This is a genomic window from Clostridium folliculivorans (genome assembly GCF_024341905.1).
In the GTDB taxonomy this organism is placed as follows: domain Bacteria; phylum Bacillota; class Clostridia; order Clostridiales; family Clostridiaceae; genus Clostridium_AR; species Clostridium_AR folliculivorans.
Map to the genome: position 1 here is coordinate 90,434 of NZ_BQXY01000011.1, position 14,442 is coordinate 104,875.

The 14,442-nt window shown below is 31.1% G+C and carries 14 protein-coding genes, 1 tRNA gene and 1 other RNA gene; 11 read left to right on the plus strand and 5 right to left on the minus strand.

Going from position 1 to position 14,442, the window contains the following annotated elements; translation table 11 throughout:
- Positions 1-57: 57 nt before the first annotated feature.
- Positions 58-2,085 carry a M4 family metallopeptidase gene (locus tag OCU55_RS20870; protein ID WP_261854222.1) on the minus strand — a complete coding sequence of 676 codons (2,028 nt, stop codon included), beginning with the start codon at positions 2,083-2,085 and terminating at the stop codon, positions 58-60.
- A gap of 630 nt (positions 2,086-2,715) precedes the next feature.
- On the opposite strand from OCU55_RS20870, the gene OCU55_RS20875 reads away from it, so the two are divergent.
- The 8 genes from OCU55_RS20875 to ffs all read left to right on the plus strand — a co-directional run bounded on the left by OCU55_RS20875 (position 2,716) and on the right by ffs (position 7,926).
- Positions 2,716-3,684, plus strand: a complete 969-nt coding sequence (locus OCU55_RS20875) for a CobW family GTP-binding protein (protein WP_261854223.1) — start codon at positions 2,716-2,718, stop codon at positions 3,682-3,684.
- Positions 3,685-3,708: 24 nt separating this feature from the next.
- Positions 3,709-4,308: a GTP-binding protein gene (locus OCU55_RS20880; RefSeq protein ID WP_261854224.1), complete on the plus strand. Its 600-nt coding sequence runs from the start codon at positions 3,709-3,711 to the stop codon at positions 4,306-4,308.
- 11 nt (positions 4,309-4,319) lie between these two features.
- Complete coding sequence (locus tag OCU55_RS20885; protein WP_261854225.1) at positions 4,320-5,222, plus strand: permease; 903 nt, start codon at positions 4,320-4,322, stop codon at positions 5,220-5,222.
- An 11-nt stretch (positions 5,223-5,233) separates the two neighbouring features.
- A complete protein-coding gene (locus tag OCU55_RS20890; RefSeq protein ID WP_261854226.1) occupies positions 5,234-5,977 on the plus strand; it encodes a TIGR03943 family putative permease subunit in 744 nt (247 codons plus the stop codon).
- A gap of 101 nt (positions 5,978-6,078) precedes the next feature.
- Positions 6,079-6,552, plus strand: a complete 474-nt coding sequence (locus OCU55_RS20895) for a hypothetical protein (RefSeq protein ID WP_261854227.1) — start codon at positions 6,079-6,081, stop codon at positions 6,550-6,552.
- An 88-nt stretch (positions 6,553-6,640) separates the two neighbouring features.
- Entirely contained in the window at positions 6,641-7,420 is a 780-nt protein-coding gene (gene lgt / locus OCU55_RS20900; RefSeq protein ID WP_261854228.1) for a prolipoprotein diacylglyceryl transferase, read from the plus strand.
- A 149-nt stretch (positions 7,421-7,569) separates the two neighbouring features.
- A tRNA-Ser gene (locus OCU55_RS20905) sits at positions 7,570-7,659 on the plus strand.
- Between the two features lie 3 nt (positions 7,660-7,662).
- Positions 7,663-7,926: signal recognition particle sRNA large type (gene ffs, locus OCU55_RS20910), an RNA gene on the plus strand.
- Between the two features lie 93 nt (positions 7,927-8,019).
- Here the strand turns inward: ffs and OCU55_RS20915 are convergent.
- Genes OCU55_RS20915 through OCU55_RS20930 form a run of 4 tightly spaced genes read right to left on the minus strand, consistent with a single transcriptional unit; the run spans position 8,020 to position 11,308 of the window.
- Complete coding sequence (locus tag OCU55_RS20915; protein ID WP_261854229.1) at positions 8,020-9,150, minus strand: ABC transporter permease; 1,131 nt, start codon at positions 9,148-9,150, stop codon at positions 8,020-8,022.
- 2 nt (positions 9,151-9,152) lie between these two features.
- Positions 9,153-9,938: an ABC transporter ATP-binding protein gene (locus tag OCU55_RS20920; protein ID WP_261854230.1), complete on the minus strand. Its 786-nt coding sequence runs from the start codon at positions 9,936-9,938 to the stop codon at positions 9,153-9,155.
- An 11-nt stretch (positions 9,939-9,949) separates the two neighbouring features.
- On the minus strand, positions 9,950-10,690 hold the full coding sequence (locus OCU55_RS20925) for an HlyD family secretion protein (RefSeq protein ID WP_261854231.1): 741 nt from the start codon (positions 10,688-10,690) through the stop codon (positions 9,950-9,952).
- 12 nt (positions 10,691-10,702) lie between these two features.
- On the minus strand, positions 10,703-11,308 hold the full coding sequence (locus OCU55_RS20930) for a TetR/AcrR family transcriptional regulator (protein ID WP_261854232.1): 606 nt from the start codon (positions 11,306-11,308) through the stop codon (positions 10,703-10,705).
- A 284-nt stretch (positions 11,309-11,592) separates the two neighbouring features.
- Between OCU55_RS20930 and OCU55_RS20935 the strand changes: the two genes are divergently transcribed.
- The 3 genes from OCU55_RS20935 (at position 11,593) to OCU55_RS20945 (ending at position 14,368) form a co-directional block, all read left to right on the plus strand.
- Positions 11,593-12,216: a DedA family protein gene (locus OCU55_RS20935; RefSeq protein WP_261854233.1), complete on the plus strand. Its 624-nt coding sequence runs from the start codon at positions 11,593-11,595 to the stop codon at positions 12,214-12,216.
- A gap of 39 nt (positions 12,217-12,255) precedes the next feature.
- Positions 12,256-13,539 (plus strand): CDC27 family protein, encoded by a 1,284-nt coding sequence (locus OCU55_RS20940; RefSeq protein WP_261854234.1) that lies wholly within the window; start codon positions 12,256-12,258, stop codon positions 13,537-13,539.
- A gap of 178 nt (positions 13,540-13,717) precedes the next feature.
- Complete coding sequence (locus OCU55_RS20945) at positions 13,718-14,368, plus strand: superoxide dismutase (RefSeq protein WP_427847084.1); 651 nt, start codon at positions 13,718-13,720, stop codon at positions 14,366-14,368.
- Positions 14,369-14,442 lie beyond the last annotated feature (74 nt).

Genomic DNA, 14,442 nt, shown 5'->3' on the forward strand with positions numbered 1-14,442 from the left:
TAAGCAAAAAAATCGCTAATGAAATCACATTAGCGATTTTTTTATTGGATTTACAACTTAAAAAGTAGCTTTTAAGTTGTATTTAGTAGCGGTACTATAAGCACTATTATAACCGAATACTAGTACATAGTATGTTCCAGAAGTAGATGGGGTATAACTTATGCTTTCGGAAGTTGTGGAACCATTAATTGATTTTGCAACTAAAGTACCACTGCTATTATATAGATATAAATCGTAATCCTTTGGTAGGTTTGTTAGGTTTATACTTATAGCTTTTCCGGCAGTAGCACTTAACTTATAATAATCTTTATCAGTTGATGTAGCTATATATGAACTATAAGTTGTGCCAGAAGTTATAGCATAGGCTTGGCTTGTAGAGTCATTTGGTTCATATGGATCACTTATTGATGTAGAACCTATTCCAACAGTTGTAAATGCATTATTTACTGCTGTTACTTCTGCGCTAGAAGCACCATATAAGTCGGTTGCAGCTTTTGCTAGAGCATTTCTAGCACCAAGGAAATCTGTTGATGCAGTCATATAGGTAGTTAATCCTCTATAGTATATCTTAGAAGTTTTTTCGCAACCAAGAGTTTGAGCAACAAGATATGCAGCTTTATTAGTTATACCACTGTTAGTATGAACTCCGCCGTAATCACTTGTAGTATGAACATAGTTACTATAGGTAGCTGGTTGTCCATATAACGTAGGGTTAGCCAGGCTTCTTAGCGCATCGCCAGCAGTTCCAGGAGTATATACATCATCTCCTACTACCCAGTCAGCTGAGTTGAACTGCCATGTTCCTCCGCTCTTAACATTATACTTATCATAAGTTTCGATTAAAACACCTAATACATCTGACATTGATTCATTTAAGGCACCTGGTTCATCTTGATAGTTAAGATTAGCAGTATATTGAGTTACTCCGTGGGTTAATTCATGACCTATTACATCTAAATCACCACTAAGGTAGGTAAAAGTGGTACCATCACCATCACCATAAACCATCTGGTTGCCATCCCAATAAGCATTATTATAGGCTGTGTCGTAGTGTGTTGTTGAGATTATTGACATACCATTATTATCTATACTATTTCTTCCAAGAAGGTTTTTGTAGAAATCATAAACTACTCCTGCAAAATAATGGGCGCTTACAGATGCTTTAAAAGCTGTTGTATTGAATGTAGAAGAACTATTAACTACTAGAGTTCCTGGTTCTACCTGTTTGTTATTTGCAGTATAAGTTTTTATTTGACCGGTCATTGGTTTAGTTGTATCTATCATTTGGTATGATGATCCAGAAAGATATAAGTTTAATGGTTTACTACTTCCATCTACTGAAGTTCCTGTTCCGGTAGCAGCTCCATCAAATCTTATCTTACTTTGTTTGTCAATTACACTTCCTGAATTTGTATCGATAAATACATCCCAGTTGGCTATTTCAGGGTCTAAATAATAGATATTAACTTTATAGGTCTCATAAGCTTTGTTGTTTAATACAATTATTTGTTTTTCAACAGTAGGGTCTTTGCTTAAAGAATTAAATTTGAATTGCTTTTTTGCTATATCAATAGCCTGTTTATCTGTAATGGTGGAAGCTACTAGTGATTTTGGAGAATCTATATCATTAGCTACAGAACCAGATACATTAGAGACAATACCATCCTTGTTAAATTGAACTAAGATTTCTGCACCTCTTACTGGTATACCATTCATTAATTGAGCGGCTTTTACATTAGTAAACCCTAAGTTATCCTTATTAATTGATAGAATCTTAAAGTTATTAGAATCACCTTTTACACCAAACAAAGCTCTGTTGTCTTCAAGGAATGTTAAAGCAGACTTCTCATCAATATTTTGCTTCTCTGAAAGTTTTCCTGAAACAAAGACATGTAACTTCCCGTCCTTTTCATTGCTTTTATGAAGATCAGTCTTCAACTTTCCCTCGCTTAATTTAGAAAGCTTGTCCATTATTTCTGATTTTTTATCATTAGTATTGATACTTGGTTCTAATGCTTTAGCTTGTACCGCATATGTGGTAATTACTGATAAAGCTATTAGAGATGAAATGATTTTTTTCTTCATTTTAGTTCCCCCTTTTTATAGATTTGTTTATGACTCTAAATCAATGTCCCTTAAACCAGAATTATTGCCCCAAAATTCTTGGCCAGAGAATATTTAAACCACAGTAATACAATGGTTTAAGTTAACAGATTAAAGAGTTTAATTTATATTATATCTTTCAAACAAATATATAAAGTTCCATTTTAATGAGAATTTGGTTAAAAAACCAAAATATCTTTGTGGATTTAGCAAAAGCTTTGATTATCTTATGTTTACAAAAATAAAATAATTATGTTAACAATTGAGCACTAATGCTAAAATTTTAAAAACCAAATGCTTTTATTTAGGTTACATAATATTATTATAGAAACTTTATATTTATCTATAGAAGTATCACTTCGAACCGAAATCTATTTTTAAAACTCTCACTGATTTTGGTGAGAGAATTTAAAAATAATATATTTTATTACGAGATGATACATCAATATAATATATATAATTTTAAATACATTAGATTAGTATAAATAATTATATAAGATGAATATAATTATTAAGGCAATAAAATGGGTAATTATAGATGTATCTAGTTTTAAACTCAATTTATATTTAAGCCTTCTATTTCCTAAGAAATATATAAGGGGGACATTATAAATGAAGATTGACATAATTTCAGGCTTCTTAGGGTCAGGTAAGACTACCTTGATAAAAAAACTTATCAGTGAACAGCTATATAAGGAAAGAGTAGTAATTATAGAAAATGAATATGGTGAAGTAGGTATAGATGGTGCTTTACTCTGTGAAAATGATATAAAAGTAAAAGAACTTGTATCCGGTTGTATATGCTGTAGCATAGCTAATGATTTTGTTAAAGGTATTGATGAAATTTTAAAGGAGTATAATCCAGATAGATTAATTATAGAGCCATCGGGTGTAGCCAAACTATCAAAAGTAGTTTCTCTTATTAGGACATGCGATACCATAGTTAATAAGAAAATAAACATCCAGGCTGTAGTAGTTGATATAAAGAATTTTGATATGTATATAACTAATTTCGGAGAGTTTTATACAAATCAAATAGTCAATGCGAGGACTGTAATACTTAGTAGAACTCAAAATACCAGTGATCAGGAATTCACTCACGTAGTGATGGCAATAAGAAAGATAAATCCAAGATGTTCTATAATAACAACTCCTTGGGAGAGATTATCTTCTCAAAGAATACTAACTGTTTGCGAGCAAAGATTAGAAGATTTAATGAGAGACTCTAATCAGGCAAAAAAGACTTTAAATATTACACATGTTATAAGGGATTCTAGAACAACTACTAATAGTACTGCAAAGGATGTATTTGAAGTTTGGTCTAAAGAAATTACAGATAGATTTACTGTTGATGAGATTAAAATTATATTAGAGAAATTCAAGGATGAGAGAGCTGTTGGGTTTATTATAAGAGCTAAAGGAATTATTGAATTGACTGATGATAAGTGGATCCAATTTGATTATATTCATGACTATATAAGTATAAATTATATAAAAGTTAAAGATTCAAGACGAGTTTCTGTAATAGGAATAGATTTGAATAGGCCAATGATAGAAGAACTATTTTCTTCTCATTTATAAAATTGATTGTTCTAGGAGGGAAAAATGCTAAAGAAAATTGAAGTAGAACTTATTACTGGTTTTTTGAGTGCTGGAAAAACATCGTTTCTCCAGTCCTTTATTGATATATCAAATAAAGAAGGTTCTGAAATACTAATAATACAATGTGAAAATGGCAGAGCTCAGCTGCCTGAAGGATTGTTAAATAAGAAAAAAGTTGTGTTAAGGAAATATAAAAATAATCAAGAATTAGATTATAAAAGTTTTCTAAATAGCATAAACTTCCACGATCCCAAGAGGATTGTAATTGAATGTAACGGAGTTTGTAATCTAGATGAGTTTTTAAATTTCTTAAATTCAGGTAATTTAAGAAAAAGGATAAAGGTTACAGGGATAATCACAGTAGTTGATTGTGTGACGATGAATATGTTTCTAAAGAACATGTCATCTCTGATCCTTCCAAATCTTAGAGCTGCTGATTTAATTGTATTAAATAATTGTGATTTTGTAGGGACAAAGAAAGCAGAAGAATTAGAACAGATATTAAAGGATATAAACCTTCATGCACATATATTAAGATGTCATAGTTCCATCAATCTCGATGAGGATGTAAGAAACTGTACTATAATTAAAAAATTTATTTAAAGAGGATTAAAATGAATAATATTATTGGAATAGTTCAATATTTTTCACTTATTTTTGCTAGCATATTTTTAGAAGCATTGCCATTCATAATAATTGGTGCACTAGTATCTGCCTTTATACAAACATTCTTAGATGAGCAACTTATAAAAAAAATAATACCTAAGAATAAGATATTGGGTGGAATAATAGCTGCTTTGGTAGGGATGATCTTTCCGGTATGTGAATGTGCAACAGTACCAATTGGAAGAGGATTAATAAAGAAAGGAGTGCCACTAAATGTCGCTGTAACATATATGCTTGCAACTCCCATAATAAATCCTGTTGTTTTGATGTCTACTTACTATGCTTTTAATGGAAGTATAAAAGTATTACTTTATAGAGCTGGATTTGGACTTATAATAGCAATTACAGTGGGATATATAATAGATATATTAAATGGAGATTCAAATGTTCTATCTGAAAGAGGTTTTTTTGTAGAAGATAAATGTAATTGCGGATGTAGTGGATATCAAAGTAATAAATCAAAATTGTTAACTATCTTGAACCATTCATCCAAAGAATTATATGATATAGGAAAGTACTTCATAATTGGTGCAGCATTGGCAGCATTATGCCAAGTACTCATTCCAAGGGACAAGCTAACTATGGTAGGACAAAATATCCCTATATCAATAATAGTAATGATGCTTTTTGCATTTTTATCATCACTATGCTCAGAAGCTGATGCTTTTGTTGCAAGTACATTTTTAGGAAGTTTCAGCCTAGGTGCAGTTATGTCATTTTTGATTCTTGGTCCAATGATAGATCTAAAAAATACAGTAATGCTATTTTCAACATTTAAGAAAGGTTTTGTATTTAAGCTGCTATTCTGCATATTTTCACTTTGTTTTATAGCTGCCTGTTTAATATATTAGGGGGTGAAGCTATGAAGAAATTCAACATCAACGAACTTATATGGTTTTTAATTTTGGTACTTAGCTCTATGCTACTAATGTATCTTTTAAGAACCTCAGGTATAGCTAATTTTGTGCATCCTAAGATGAATAAGTACTTGATTTTCGCAATAGTGGTACTTTTAGTTATAGCAGTCATACAGTTTTTTAAGATATTTACTGTACCTGATAGAGGAGGAATAAGAAAAGATTACTTTATATTTATAGCTGCAATTCTCGCAATAGGATTAGCTACTAATAAAGATATGGGAACTGAGGGGATTAATTTAAAGGGAATAAAGCTTTCAACTAGGAGTTATTGGGATGTAACCGGAGACAATCATCATCATTTTGATAAGATTCCTGATGGAGTAATAGAGTTAATTGGCGAGAATTATTATTGTTATTTAGAAGATATAGAAAAGAATATGGATAAGTTTAAAGGGCGTCAAGTTATAACAGAGGGGCTTGTATATAAGAATAGTAGCATGAATAAAAATGAGTTTATAATAGCTAGGAGTGTAATGAGTTGTTGCGCAGCAGATTCTCAGATAATTGGTATAAAAATTATATCTCAATTTGATAAAACATATGATGGTCAATGGGTTCAGGTTAAAGGTACGCTAAGTAGTACTACAGTTTATGAAGGTAATAAGCTTGTTGAAGTGCCTATTATTAAAGCGGAGGGTATTGAAGTAACTAAAAAGCCTTCTAATCAATATATATATCAAAATTAAAAGTAAATATATAATTAGATATTAATCTTATTAAGTTAATTACGATATTAAAGTAATAAGAGTAAATTAATTATTATTAACGGAAATGCGATGAGGTTAAGATGAAAAAAATAAAGTTTATATGGATAGTTTTTTGTCTATTTATTATATCTTTAATATCTATAAGTCTTTATCCTGCTATCCCTAAACCAGATCAAATAGTTGTTCATAGAATGCAAAAATCAATAACTATATCTAAACAGGATAAGAGATATAATGAGATATTAACATTAACAAATAAGAGATTTACTATACGGAATTCTCAATCTGATATAAGTAATAGTGAAAAGGAAGTTTTTATAAAGAATAGTTCTGAGTCTTTAGAGTTTGTATATAATCGACCACAATCGTACAGATCTAAAAAAGGTTTTATTCATTCTATAACATATGATAGATTGCTATTTCCTATTGAGTCTTCAGATAAAATCGAATCAACATATGTATTTTTTGGTTCAGCAGATGGATACTATAATATTACAGTTAAGGATTTATTAAAAGCGGATAAGCTCGTAGATACCCTAAAAGATATAAATTAGTTCACAAAATAATAGTTAACAGTTTTATTGTTTTTATGATAAAATTAATGTAAACTTTGGCTATGTATTTTAAAGAGGAGGGGTTATAGTGAATCCAGTTGCATTTAATATATTTGGACTTGATATTAGGTGGTATGGTCTTTTAATTTCATTTGGAGTTCTTGCTGCTTTAACATTAGGTTATTTCACCTGCAGACTAAAAGGAACAGATTTCGATAAACTTATGGATATTTTTATCATAGCTTTCCCAATGGCTATTATAGGAGCAAGATTATATTATGTAGTATTTGAATTTGATTATTATAAAAATAATTTAAATCAGATAATAAATATTAGGCAAGGTGGCCTTGCAATTCACGGAGGGGTAATCTTTGCGCTAGTTACTGCATTTATATATACAAAGATAAAAAAGCTTGATTTTTTTGAATTTGCAGATATTGCTGCACCTTCAATAATATTAGCTCAAGCCATAGGAAGATGGGGAAATTTCTTTAATAGTGAGGCACACGGGGGACCGGTTACTAAGGAATTTATAAGCAAGTTTCCTGAATTTATACAAAAGGGTATGTTTATAGATGGTACTTATTATCATCCTACCTTCTTATATGAATCTTTATGGAATGTTTTGGTTTGCTTGATCTTATTATTTATACTATATAAGAGAAAGAACAACCATAAAGGTATAGTGCTTGGTAGCTATATGATTTTATATTCTATAGGAAGATTTTTTATAGAAGGATTAAGAACAGATAGTCTTTATATGGCTTATGGTCTGAGAACTGCTCAAGTAGTCAGCGGGTTAGGTGTAATTTTCGGTATAATTATGATAACTGCAATAGTTAGAAGAAAAAAGGGGATATTTTATTAGTATATAATGGGGCATTATCTATATGCCTCATTTTTAAACAACCTATACTATTAAAGGATAAAATTTGTCTGTTGACGAATTTTATATAAACAGATATAATAAAAATCGTGACAACTAAATAATATACATTCAGATTACATCAATAGTATGGAGAGATGTCCGAGTGGTTGAAGGAGCACGCCTGGAAAGCGTGTGTAGGGGAAACTCTACCGGGGGTTCGAATCCCCCTCTGTCCGCCATAGTCGTGCTAGACGGGGAGTTAGCGGTGCCCTGTACCTGCAATCCGCTACAGCAGGGTTTAATTCCTCATCGAGGCCTTAATCTGTGAGGCCTGCCCCATGTAAGTGGTGTTGATGGCTGGGTCCCACGCAACGGCAGCCCGTGAACCTCGTCAGGTCCGGAAGGAAGCAGCGATAAGCGGTTCCTGTCGTGTGCCGTGGAGCAGCCTGGCCTGAGCTAACTGCATGGGTAACGCTCATAGATTATTGTCGACATGAGGTGCACGACTTTTAATCTGAATGTAAAAGCCTTTCGGTATTTAAATACTGAAAGGCTTTTTTTATTCTTTAAAAATTATAAAGTTTTTATACTAAAATAATTTAATCTAATTTTTTTCTAAATCTTACTATGCTAAGTGTCAAAAGTACTAAACCAAGTATAAATAATAAAGTCACATCTTGAACTAAATAGTTTATTGCCAAACCTTTTAGTACAATGCCTCTTATTATATTTAAGAAATAAGTTAACGGAATGACATTGCCTATATACTGTATTACCTTAGGCATAGCCTCTCTTGGAAATACGAATCCAGATAATAGAACGCTTGGAAGAAGTGCAAGGAAGGCCATTTGCATAGCTTGAAGTTGAGTCTTGGCTATAGTTGATATTAATATTCCTATAGCTAGAGCACAAATAACAAAGCCGAAACCTAATAATATTAACAGAGGAATACTTCCTGCGACAGGCACATTAAACCAGTATATACCTAGGACTAAAGCATAAATAAAGTCAGCAAATCCAATAACGATATATGGAACGAGTTTACCTAAAATTATTTCAGGAGATTTCAAGGGAGAAACTATAAGTTGCTCTATGGTACCTCTTTCTTTTTCTCTAACTAAAGCGAAGGCAGTTAGTATTATAGTTATATTCTGCATTATAAGTCCTATAAGTCCAGGGATGGTATAGTTTTGGTTTCTCAAGGTTGGATTAAAAAGGACTTTAGTGCTAATATCTATGCCAGAAGTATTGTTAGTAACAAGTGTTTTAGAGGTTACTTTTGTTATCAACTTAGAACTTTGACTTTGAGCTGCCATCACACCACTGCTAAAAGCTGTTCTTGCTGTGGTTGGATCAGAGCCATCTACAATAAATTGAACTGTAGGCTTCTCATGCTTAGCAATCTTATCTGCATAATCCGGAGGTATTATTAGAGCTGAATGTGCGGTACCATTATCAATAGAATCATCAATAGTATCTATGTTTTGAACCTTTCCTACTACTTTAAAGTAAGAAGTATTCTCAAAACCTTTTATTAGTTCTCTGCTTTCTGGAGTATTGCTTTGATCGAGTACAAGCATAGAAATGTCTTCCAGTTGAGTAACTACAGCATAACCGAATAATAATATCATCATAAGAGGCATCATTATTGCTATAGCAAAGCTTGCTTTATCTCTTTTTATTTGTATGAACTCCTTTTTTACTATGGATAAAAATCTCTGTATATTCATAGCTAAGACCTCTCTTCACCGATTAAAAATTTTAAATCTTCGAAAGATGATTGAACTTTTTGATTAGTTGATTTCTCTACATATTTGATAAAAACATCTTCTAGATTAGAGGCATTTTCTTGCTTTATAAGTTGTTCAGGAGTACCTAAAGCTATGAGTTTACTATTAAATATAAAGGCTATATTATCACAGCTTTGAGCTTCATCCATATAATGAGTGGTGACTAGTATTGTTATACCTTGCTTAGCTAGGGTAAATATCATCTGCCAGAATATTCGTCTAGATACTGGATCTACCCCAGCGGTAGGTTCATCCAAGATTAGTATCTTAGGTTTGTGAATTAAAGCACATCCTAAAGCAAGCCTTTGTTTCCAACCGCCTGATAAGTTTTTAGTTAGTACATTTTCTCTTCCAGTTAAGCCAGCCATAGAAATTATACCTTTTTTTCGATCATTTCTCTGTTTACTTGTAAGCCCATAGATACCTGCGTAAAAATCTAGGTTTTCATTAACTGTTAAATCTTCATATAAGCTGAACTTTTGAGACATATAGCCTATATTTTGTTTTACCTTTGCAACATTTTTGGTAACATCATAATTTAGTATTTGAGCAGATCCATCAGTAGGAGTAAGTACGCCACAAAGCATTCTTATTGTAGTAGATTTGCCAGAACCATTTGGTCCTAAAAATCCAAATATCTTTCCTTCTGGTACACTAAAGCTTATATTATCAACGGCAGTGTAGTTGCCGAATTTTTTAGTTAAACCATTAACTTCAATAGCATTCATATATATCACCCCTATTCTAGAATAACATCTGCTATAAGTCCTGGAGTAGCTGTACTGTTATCATCTAGTTTTAGTTTTACTTCGAATAAAGTTTTTTCCTTATCATCTTTAGTCTCAATATTTTTTGGAGTGAATTCAGATTGATCAGATATATAAGTTATTTTACCTTTTTCTGTTTTATCATTAAATTTTATAGTTAAGGTGTTGTTTAGTTTTACCTTGTTTCTTTTAGATTCTTCTATATATATTTTTATATATTTATTCTTTAAATCAGTGACTTTTGCCACATTCATTCCGGGAGTAACTAGATCGCCTTTGTGAACTAATATGTCAGTTATAGTGCCATCAGTAGAAGAAGTTATAGTTGTTTTTTCAATTTGGAGTTTTGCTAAATCCACAGATGCTTGAGCTTGATCTATTGCACCTTGAGCTTCTTCTTTTATAGAAGTTTTTGCTGCATCAGGTATATCAGATTGTTTAGCTTTAGCAATCTTTAGAGTAGCCTCAGCTTGTTGTTTTTGAATTTCGTAAGATTTTGAATCTATTTGAACAATTTTATCACCAGACTTTATTGTGGAGCCCTCTGATATGTTTATCTCATTTATCTTTCCAGTTACTTCTGAAGATATATTAAAGTTTTCTGATTCTACAGTGCCTGTATAAATATTATTGTTGGAAGTTTTATTTGTGCTACAACCTGCTAGACTTAATGTTGTTAATAATAAAATAAAAGAAATAGCTTTTTTTATCATTTTACAAGCCTCCTATTTTCTATTTAAGCCGTTTAAGAACAGATCTATAATGATATCAATTTGTTCATCATCATTCATATTTACCATGCTTGGAACCAGTTGTCTTTGAACGATGTAAATGCCGAGAGTACCTACTAATGCTCGAGCTGCTATTGTAGGATTAATATCTCTAAATATACCTCTAGATATACCTGATTTTATAAAGTTTTCTAATAGTAATTTTCCTTTTGAAGCCATATTTTCTAGGAACGAATTTCGTAAATCATCATGAAACTGTAGTTCTGTAATAACAACTTTAATTAAGTCCCAATGTTTGTCTATTAAATCTAGTCTATCTTTAGCGATAGCCTTTAAGGTAATCTTTGGATCCATTCCTTCATGATCTTTAAAAATTTTATTAATTCTCGAGACTATAAACATTTCACTAAAAACTTCAACAAGTTTTACCATAGCACCAGTTAATAAATCTTTTTTTGTTTTAAAATATCTAAATATAGTACCTTCAGCAACTCCTGCACTTTTAGCGATTTCACTAGTTGTTGCTGCACTAAAGCCTTTTTCTGAAAAAATCTTTATGGCAGCTTCTAAAATAATTTGTTCCTTATTTTCTCGGACCATAATATCCTCCCTTCAAAAATGAGTGATTACTCACTTTTATATTATTCCTTTTTATTAATTTTGTAAACAATAATTATAGGGTTCATCTATAGAAATTTAATTTATACTTGTTTGAAAATCTAAGGATTTAAGAATTTTATGCCACACATAGGTCAATAATTGGAGATAGGAGTATTTAATAATAAATTTTACACATAATCATACCATATTCTTTGATTAAAGCTAAAGTTTGTGGCATAATATTTCTAGAATATTTGTTAAATTTCAGTATAAGGAGATAATAGATGATAGAATTCATAGTAAATTGGGCTATATACGTTTTGGGTAAACTTGGATACTTTGGTGTTTTTTCATTGATGGCATTAGAAAGTGCATGTATTCCTATACCAAGTGAAGCTATATTGCCTTTTGGAGGATACCTAGCTTCAAGTGCATATACTGGCAATAAGCTAAACCTTATCTTAGTTATAATAATTGGAACCTTAGGTGGAACTTTTGGATCAGTATTTATTTATTATATTGGGGCTAAAGGGGGAAGACCTTTAGTTGAAAAATATGCAGAAAAGTTAAGGTTATCAAAATCTCATTTAGAAATGAGCGACAATTATTTTAATAAATATGGAGAGAAGATAGCGTTTTTTTCGAGACTTTTACCTATAATAAGAACTTTTATATCTCTACCAGCAGGGATAAGTAAAATGAATTTTAAGAAGTTTATATTTTATACTTTTGTTGGATCTTTAATATGGAGCATAGTTTTAGGTTATGCTGGATATATGATGGGAGAGAACTGGACTAAGATTCGTTCATGGTTACATATTGCAGATTATATAGTTGTAGTTGCAGTTGTAGGTTTGATTGGATATTGGATTATAAAGAGAAGAAGAAAAACTGTTACAGAAGAATAGTAAATATAATTATTTATTAACATATACGAGGTGATTAATTTGAATTTCTACGATCCTGGTGCAAAGATAAGGCTTATGAGAAAGAGATTTCATATGAATCAAGCAGAATTAGAAGATAGTAATATGACTAGAGCATTCATAAGTATGATGGAAAGCGGTAAAAGAAGAGTAAGTAAATCAAGTTCAAAGATACTAGCTGAAAAGTTTAATGATAAGGGAAGAGAAGTAGGGTTAGAGCTAAAATTAGATGATGACTATTTTTCTAGGGAACCCTATGAGGATGCTAGGGTCTATTGTAGTAAGGAATTAATGAAAGATAATAATAGGCATGGGCAATTTGAAGAATTATTGCTTATATCCACCGAATTTAATTTAGACGATATAACTGCAGAAATCTATAAAAAAGATGCAGATAAGTATTTGGAAGAGGTGAATTATTCAAAGGCATTTATAAATTATTCAAATTCATTAGGAAAACTTAAAGAGCTAAAATTGAAAGAGTTGCAACCATATGTATATAAGCAGATGGGTGTTTGTAAGTTAAAAAGAAATGAATATGATGATGCTATATTTTATTTTAATCAAGCTATGTACTATGCTAAAGAGCTAGGTTCTGAAGACTGCTTTGTTAACGCTAGCTATAACCTTGCTCTCACATATTTTGATATGCAGAAATATAATGAGAGTATAGAAATTTTGGACAAGTACATTGTGTTTAATGATAATACTGAACGTAGTTTGAAGATAGATTCAAGAGTTTTGAAAGCCAATTCATTCTATAAACTAGGTAAGAGAAAAGAAGCAGTAGATGATTACTTTTTAATAATACAAGAACTTTCAGAAGAAGAGCAATACTTACTAGCTATGCTGTATAGTAATCTGGGTGAATATTATTACGAGAGTGATGAATTACAGGAAAGTATAAAGTATATAAATTTAGCTCAAAAAATAAAAAATAGAACAGATAAGATGACTCTCCCTTATATATTAAATATAAAAGGGAAGGTGTTTTTTAAGCAAGGGCTTGTAGATGAAAGTATGATGATAATGGAATTAGCTATGAATATGGCTGAAGAATATAGTAATTATTCAGTTCTTTTTGAGACATATAAAGATTTGATTAATATATATGAATCTATAGAAGATGTTGAAAAGATAAAGGATACATCTCTAAACTTCTTAAGTGTATTAGATAAAAATGGTATAGACGATGGTAGAAAGTATGCATTAACAAAATTAGTTGAGGTTGAATTAAAAAGAAGTAATACTGAAGATGCTATAAAGCTTTTGGCTCAGTTAGGTAATGCCATTGAAAACCATTAAAATGTTGAGATGAAGCATGCTTGCCTGTCTGATTTTCCTGATGTATGTTTGAAAAGGCAGATACGCAAGAAAATATAATATATTTGAATAATAAAACACCTCTTGTAAGAGAATACTACTCTCATAAACAGGAGGTGTTTTTGTGAGGAAATTTATATCTATAACCTTATTAATTGTAATGACTTTTTCTATTAGTGTTAGTGCGTTTGAGCAAAATATGAAAAAGTTTGAGGTGCCGCCATTAAAATATGATTATAAGGCACTTGAACCATATATAGATGAGCAGACTATGAGAATACATCATGACAAGCATCATCAGGCTTATGTAGATAACCTTAATAAAGCTCTAGATAAGCATCCGGAATTATATGGGAAGTCTTTAGAGCAATTATTGTCTTCTCTGGATACACTACCAAGTGATATTAGAGAGACTGTAAAAAATAATGCAGGTGGACACTATAATCATACATTTTTTTGGGACATAATGGCTCCTAATAAAGGAGGTAACCCAAAAGGAAACGTAATGATAGCTATAGACAGAGATTTTGGCTCCTTTATTAACTTTAAGAAGCAATTTAAACAAACTGCCTTGGATAGATTTGGTTCAGGGTGGGCTTGGCTGTTGAAGGATAGCAATGGAAAACTATCTATAGTTTCTACTCCAAATCAAGATACTCCAATACCTTTAGGGTTTAAGCCAATTATAGCTTTAGATGTGTGGGAACATGCTTATTATCTAAAGTATCAGAATAAGAGAGCAGATTATATAGATGCTTGGTGGAACGTAGTTAATTGGGATAAAGCTGAAGAATTATATAATCAAAGCTAAAAATTAAATTATATATTGGTGAAAACAAAAATAGCTGTATCAATATGAATAAACTTATATTGATACAGCTTCAT

What these genes read in the sequence shown, in the direction of transcription:
- OCU55_RS20920 (WP_261854230.1), bottom strand. Translation starts at nt 9,938, where the DNA reads ATGAATGCTATTGAAGTTAATGGTTTAACTAAAAAATTCGGCAACTAC.
- OCU55_RS20895 (WP_261854227.1), top strand. Translation starts at nt 6,079, where the DNA reads ATGAAAAAAATAAAGTTTATATGGATAGTTTTTTGTCTATTTATTATA.
- OCU55_RS20925 (WP_261854231.1), bottom strand. Translation starts at nt 10,690, where the DNA reads ATGATAAAAAAAGCTATTTCTTTTATTTTATTATTAACAACATTAAGT.
- OCU55_RS20875 (WP_261854223.1), top strand. Translation starts at nt 2,716, where the DNA reads ATGAAGATTGACATAATTTCAGGCTTCTTAGGGTCAGGTAAGACTACC.
- OCU55_RS20880 (WP_261854224.1), top strand. Translation starts at nt 3,709, where the DNA reads ATGCTAAAGAAAATTGAAGTAGAACTTATTACTGGTTTTTTGAGTGCT.
- OCU55_RS20885 (WP_261854225.1), top strand. Translation starts at nt 4,320, where the DNA reads ATGAATAATATTATTGGAATAGTTCAATATTTTTCACTTATTTTTGCT.
- OCU55_RS20870 (WP_261854222.1), bottom strand. Translation starts at nt 2,085, where the DNA reads ATGAAGAAAAAAATCATTTCATCTCTAATAGCTTTATCAGTAATTACC.
- OCU55_RS20930 (WP_261854232.1), bottom strand. Translation starts at nt 11,308, where the DNA reads ATGGTCCGAGAAAATAAGGAACAAATTATTTTAGAAGCTGCCATAAAG.
- OCU55_RS20915 (WP_261854229.1), bottom strand. Translation starts at nt 9,150, where the DNA reads ATGAATATACAGAGATTTTTATCCATAGTAAAAAAGGAGTTCATACAA.
- OCU55_RS20890 (WP_261854226.1), top strand. Translation starts at nt 5,234, where the DNA reads ATGAAGAAATTCAACATCAACGAACTTATATGGTTTTTAATTTTGGTA.
- OCU55_RS20945 (WP_427847084.1), top strand. Translation starts at nt 13,718, where the DNA reads ATGACTTTTTCTATTAGTGTTAGTGCGTTTGAGCAAAATATGAAAAAG.
- OCU55_RS20935 (WP_261854233.1), top strand. Translation starts at nt 11,593, where the DNA reads ATGATAGAATTCATAGTAAATTGGGCTATATACGTTTTGGGTAAACTT.